This is a genomic window from Psychromonas hadalis ATCC BAA-638 (assembly GCF_000420245.1).
GTDB classification, from domain to species: Bacteria; Pseudomonadota; Gammaproteobacteria; order Enterobacterales; family Psychromonadaceae; genus Psychromonas; species Psychromonas hadalis.
Genome location: NZ_ATUO01000201.1, coordinates 1 through 5,734, shown reverse-complemented (window position 1 = coordinate 5,734; position 5,734 = coordinate 1). Strand labels below are relative to the sequence as shown.

The following is a 5,734-nucleotide window of genomic DNA, read 5'->3' as shown; positions in this document are numbered from 1 at the left end:
TCACACAACTTGGACGTAGGACTTTAGTCCTACCTTGTTTAGCCATCGGAAGTGGGACTTTAGTCCTGCCTTGTTAGCCAACGTCCAAATAAAAGCATCACACAACTTGGACGCAGGACTTTAGTCCTGCCTTGTTAGCCAAAAGCATCACGTCCAAATAACACATAACTATTTAAACAACCTTTTTAGGAGCAACAAATGGAACTTTCAGGACTAACAGCGGTATCTCCCGTTGACGGCCGTTACGGTAGCAAAACTGCAATTTTACGCAATATTTTTAGTGAATTTGGTCTCATCAAATTCCGCGTACAAGTTGAGGTGCGTTGGTTACAAAAACTAGCACAAACAGAGGGTATCGTAGAAGTTCCTGCTTTCTCAGAGGCAGCAAATGCACACCTTGATGCAATCGTTGAAAATTTCAGTGAAAGTGATGCACAACGTGTCAAAGATATCGAAGCAACCACTAACCACGATGTGAAAGCAGTTGAATACTTCCTAAAAGAAAAAGTGGCTGATAACGCAGAACTTCACGCAGTGACAGAATTCATCCACTTTGCCTGTACGTCAGAAGATATCAATAACCTATCTCATGCCCTCATGTTAGGCACCGCAAAAACAGAGATTATTCTTCCTTACTGTAACCGTGTTGTTGATGCGATTAAAGCGAAAGCGATTGAATACAAAGCGATGCCGATGATGTCTCGTACACATGGTCAGCCAGCCTCTCCGACTACGCTTGGTAAAGAGATGGCCAACGTTGTTGCACGTCTACAACGTCAAGTTAAGCAAATCGAAGCTTGTGAAATGCTGGGTAAAACCAACGGCGCAGTGGGTAACTACAATGCTCACCTTAGTGCTTACCCAGACGTTAACTGGCAGGGTTTTGCAGAGGAGTTTGTGACAAGCCTTGGTATTACCTTTAACCCGTTCACCACGCAAATTGAACCGCATGATTACATCGCAGAATTATTTGATGCAATTTCCCGTTTCAATACCATTTTATTAGACTTTGACCGTGACGTTTGGGGTTATATCTGCCTTGGTCACTTCAAACAAAGAACCATTGCGGGTGAAATTGGCTCTTCAACCATGCCTCACAAAGTAAACCCAATCGACTTTGAAAACTCAGAAGGTAACTTAGGATTAGCGAACGCTATCTTTGCACATCTTTCATCAAAACTGCCTGTTTCTCGCTGGCAACGTGATTTAACAGATTCAACTGTTTTACGTAACTTAGGTGTCGCTATCGGTTATTCTGTTATCGCTTATGAATCAAGCCTTAAAGGCATTAGTAAGCTTGAAGCCAATGAAGCAAGCATGCAAAAAGATTTAGACGCTAACTGGGAAGTATTGGCTGAACCAATTCAAACCGTGATGCGTCGTTACGGCATTGAAAAGCCATATGAGAAACTAAAAGAGCTAACACGTGGTAAACGCGTCGATGGCCCTGGCATGTCTGAGTTTATTGATACACTTGAGCTTCCTCAACACGTTAAAGTTGAGCTTAAAGCAATGACCCCCGCTTCTTACATTGGTCAAGCGATTGAATTAGTAGATCAAATGGTTTAAACGCTAATTTTATCTCAATTTATGAGGCAACCTTCGGGTTGCCTTTTTATGTTTAATTGAACACCCCTTAAAAAGAAATCACAGAGATCAGGTTAAAATTAAATTACTGTCGACAGTTGATTTACCGATATGCATTACTGCTGCTTCACGAACTGAATAGCCCTTATCGACAACTAATTGTGCTACTTCCAACTGAAATACTGGTTTGAAGTATGTTTTTTATTTGCCTCACCCTCTCAGTTATTCAACCAGCTTTGATTACAGTTCGTCAAGCTCATCCAGTCTGTGATTCAATTTACTTAACAGATATTTCGCCCTGTAGATGACATTACTTTTCTCTCAACAGCAAGAGAAAAGTAAGTAAAAGAGTGCCGTTCCGAAAAGTTTTTTCTAATTAGCTCATCAACTTATTAACGCACCGCCTTTGAATTCACAACCCAGTGCATACAAGGGCTAATGAAATCGAGGGTGTAAAAAGCAGTTCAGGAAAGGTGAAATAACAAATAAAAAACAGTTCGATTTTTATTTATAAGGAGTGATCATATATGTCTCCGATTGCTTATTGATCAAGTGACTTGACCCACTCCTTCATTTTTGTTTCCTAGTTTTTTAAAACAATAAAACTCGAATGAACAATTGTTGCAGTAAGCCCAATGCTTACACACACGTTTCATTTTTCTGCTGAAAAGAATAACTTTAGAAAAACGTAAACAGAATCCGTACAGCCACATTGTGTTTAAATTATTGATCAAGTGATTTAACCCCTACCTACCCCCCCTTCAAGGGCTAACAAAAAACAGAAATAAAAACAATGATTTAAATCATTACACGCCCTTTAAAAAAGTAACGAAAAGTAAAAATACACTGAGCTTTTGTAAATAAATGTAACATAAATAGCAATGTGATGACTGCACCTAAAAGTTATCTCATTGACACTATACTCGCCACAATTGAATTCGATTCAATTAAAAATAAATATTATTTTTAGCCCTCAAATAAAAGGTACATAAAAATGAAAATAACCATGCTTGCGACGTCTATCGTGACTGCACTAATGCTTTCGGCTTGTGGCAGTGACAATTTACCGATTCCGCCCGTAGACATACCAACACCACTAGCAAGCGACTACAAGAATGTAATAGATCGCACTGGTAACCCAACATATCTACGAGACTACGATAAACATTCAAACCTTAAGTACAACGCATTCATTGATAATGGAGCATGGCACGGTCATTTATTACCAGCAAACTCAGAAGGCTATGGCTCGTTTGGTGGCATTATGCAGGTTACGCAAGAATATGCTCATTTCATGTCTGGGCAAGAGTTCGACAAAATCAGTCTTACTGATATTACTACGGGTGAAAAGATTGATCTGGCTGGTGCAAAAGCAAATATTTACAGCACACCTGGTTCTTTGGTTCAAGTGCTGACTACCGACAAAGTTAGTGTGCAAATGATTCTACGCTTTGTCACAGATCGCACCTCACTTGTTGAAACTAAAATCACCAACTTAACTGCTAACAACTTAAATCTTAAGGTTTCATGGTCTGGTCAATTAGTTCAAAATGCACGTTCAACCGAAGGTCATGAAAACAAGTCTGTTGATGAATATTATCCTGAATATAATCGTAAAATATCAGCGATTGATAATGGCATTAAAATTAATTTTGGTGAGATGAAAAATAACTGGGCGATCATGAATGATGGTGATGCAGAGTTCCGTGTTGTTCGCTCTATCGATACTCTATCTGTTGTTACTAACGAAACAAACTTTATATCTACAGGGAAGCTGTCCATAGAGGTGGCTACCACTGCGACTATCTATACAGCTTACTCTAACCTTCATAATGCTAAAGAAGTAGCGACAGAGAAAGTAAAAGTAGAAAAAATCTTCGCTAGCCCAACGCAATATATGGATACAGCACAAGCACGTTGGAATGAATACCTAGAAAAAGGCATGACTAACGAAAAAGCGACTGCTGATCAAAAGCGTGTAGGTGTTAAGTCTATCATGACACTTAATGGTAACTGGCGTTCAGCAGCGGGAGATATCACTCAAGCGACAGTGACCCCCTCTGTGACCGCTCGCTGGTTCTCGGGGGCTAATACGTGGCCTTGGGATACCTGGAAACAAGCTTATGCAATGGCTCACTTTAACCCAGATGTAGCAATGGATAATATCCGTTCTGTATTCCAAAACCAAATTCAATCTGATGATGTTATTCGTCCACAAGATAAAGGTTATCTTCTTGATGTTCTAACGTACACATTGCCTGAATCTCGTGGCGGCGCTGGTGCTGAGAACTGGAACGAGCGTAATACGAAGCCTTCACTTGCAGCATGGTCAGTAATGGAAGTATACAACGCACTTATTACTGAATTTGACCGACCTGCTGATGCTCAAGCTTTTATTGATGAGATGTATCCTAAGCTAGTTTCGTATCATGATTGGTGGTTAACCAATCGTGATCACAATAACAATGGTGTTCCTGAATATGGTGCGGCAGTAGATAAGGAGCATAATACCGCAGATGGGCACATGTATGTTTGGGTAGAAACAGAAGAAGATATGGTTGCTAAGTTTGGTGCTGAAAATGTAACTAAAGAGGGTAGCTGGTATAAAGTAGTTGGTATGGATAACTACAATACTATTCTTAACGAAGTTACTTACTCCGATCTATCAGTAGGCGCACAAGTAGCAGCAGGTTGGGAATCAGGCATGGATAACGCAGCTCGCTTTGGTTTTATCACTGATGAGCAATTAGCGGTTTATATTGCTAATGGCGGAACGAAAGAAGACTGGCAGGTTCGATTTGCAGAAAACCGCTCGAGTGACGATGTTCTTCTAGGCTTTTCAATGCTTCAGGAATCGGTAGACCAAGCTTCTTACATGTATTCAGATAATAAGTTCTTAGCTGAAATGGCAGGGCTTGTATCTAGTACTGTAGAAGGAAAAGGTCGTGCTGCTGAGTTTACAACTGGCGCTGACAAAATTAAGGCTTACATTAATACTTGTATGTTTGATCAAAGCACTGGATTTTACTACGACATTAAGATGAATGTTGCTGCAGATGGAACAACACCTACCCCACTTGAAAATGGATGTGCAGGTCTGCCAATTGTTGAACGTGGTCGTGGCCCCGAGGGATGGGGACCTCTATTTAATGGTGTTGCCACTCAAGTAGAAGCTGATGCAGTAGTTGCGACAATACTTAAGCCGGGTGAATTTGATTCATCATCTGATTTTCCGGGAACAGGTATTTCGATGCCAACCGCAGCGCAATCTAATCCAGCTTATGACCCAGAGATATACTGGCGTGGTCGTGTTTGGCTAGATCAGTTCTACTTCGGTGTTAAATCAATGGAAGCATACGGTTATGGCCCTGAAGCTATTCGTATTGTTAACGACCTATTTAACAACGCAGAAGGTATGACTGGTGATGGGACTATACGTGAGAATTACAACCCAGAAACGGGAGCAGTACAAGGGGCGACAAACTTTTCTTGGAGTTCTGCTCACATGTACATGCTTTATCGCGATTTCTTCAAATAGTCCATGAATATTAACGCAGCTCAATGCTGAGTTGCGATTCCCTGACCGGAATTATTGCTTAACGTTCCCAAAAAAATAACTGGGGTTAGGTTAAAATTAATTTCATTTATGTCAAAGGCAACCTTCGGGTTGCCTTTTTTGTTTAATGATCCCCTTCAATCTGGTCTGTAATCACAGAAACTGCGACCTCCTTTTGTATCTCTGAAGTTAGCTCACCAGGGCGAGATCGTGCATTTTCTATTGATTAAAATAAATTGAACTTTTTTGAATATTGATGATCTGATCAAGTAACTATCCTTCATTAAAGTCGCTAATAATGTCATTTTTAAACGAAATTGAAAAAATTGAAGATCATCGAGTAGATGCAAATAAAGAATATGATTTAACAGATATTGTATTTTTGACGATGGCAGGTGTCTTGTGTGGTGCTAAAGGCTGGAAAGCAATACAGATATTTGGTGAATACCAATTAAATTGGCTAAGGCAATATAGGGAATTCCCTAACGGCATCCCGACGCGCCATTCAATTGGTCGCATCATAAGAGGAATCGAGGCTGAAAGTATTATTTCCTGCTTCATAGCTTGGTCAAATAGTCTCAGAGATAAAGG

At 40.2% G+C, this 5,734-nt stretch carries 3 protein-coding genes; all 3 read left to right on the top strand.

Features of this window, described 5'->3' with window-relative positions:
• Nucleotides 1–198 precede the first annotated feature (198 nt).
• Nucleotides 199–1,569 (top strand): adenylosuccinate lyase, encoded by a 1,371-nt coding sequence (gene purB / locus G322_RS0117085; protein WP_022942920.1) that lies wholly within the window; start codon nt 199–201, stop codon nt 1,567–1,569.
• Between the two features lie 1,012 nt (nt 1,570–2,581).
• Entirely contained in the window at nt 2,582–5,125 is a 2,544-nt protein-coding gene (ygjK, locus tag G322_RS0117080; protein ID WP_022942919.1) for an alpha-glucosidase, read from the top strand.
• 316 nt (nt 5,126–5,441) lie between these two features.
• Nucleotides 5,442–5,734 (top strand): ISAs1 family transposase (locus G322_RS21240; protein WP_156873990.1); only part of this gene is annotated, 293 nt, incomplete at its 3' end.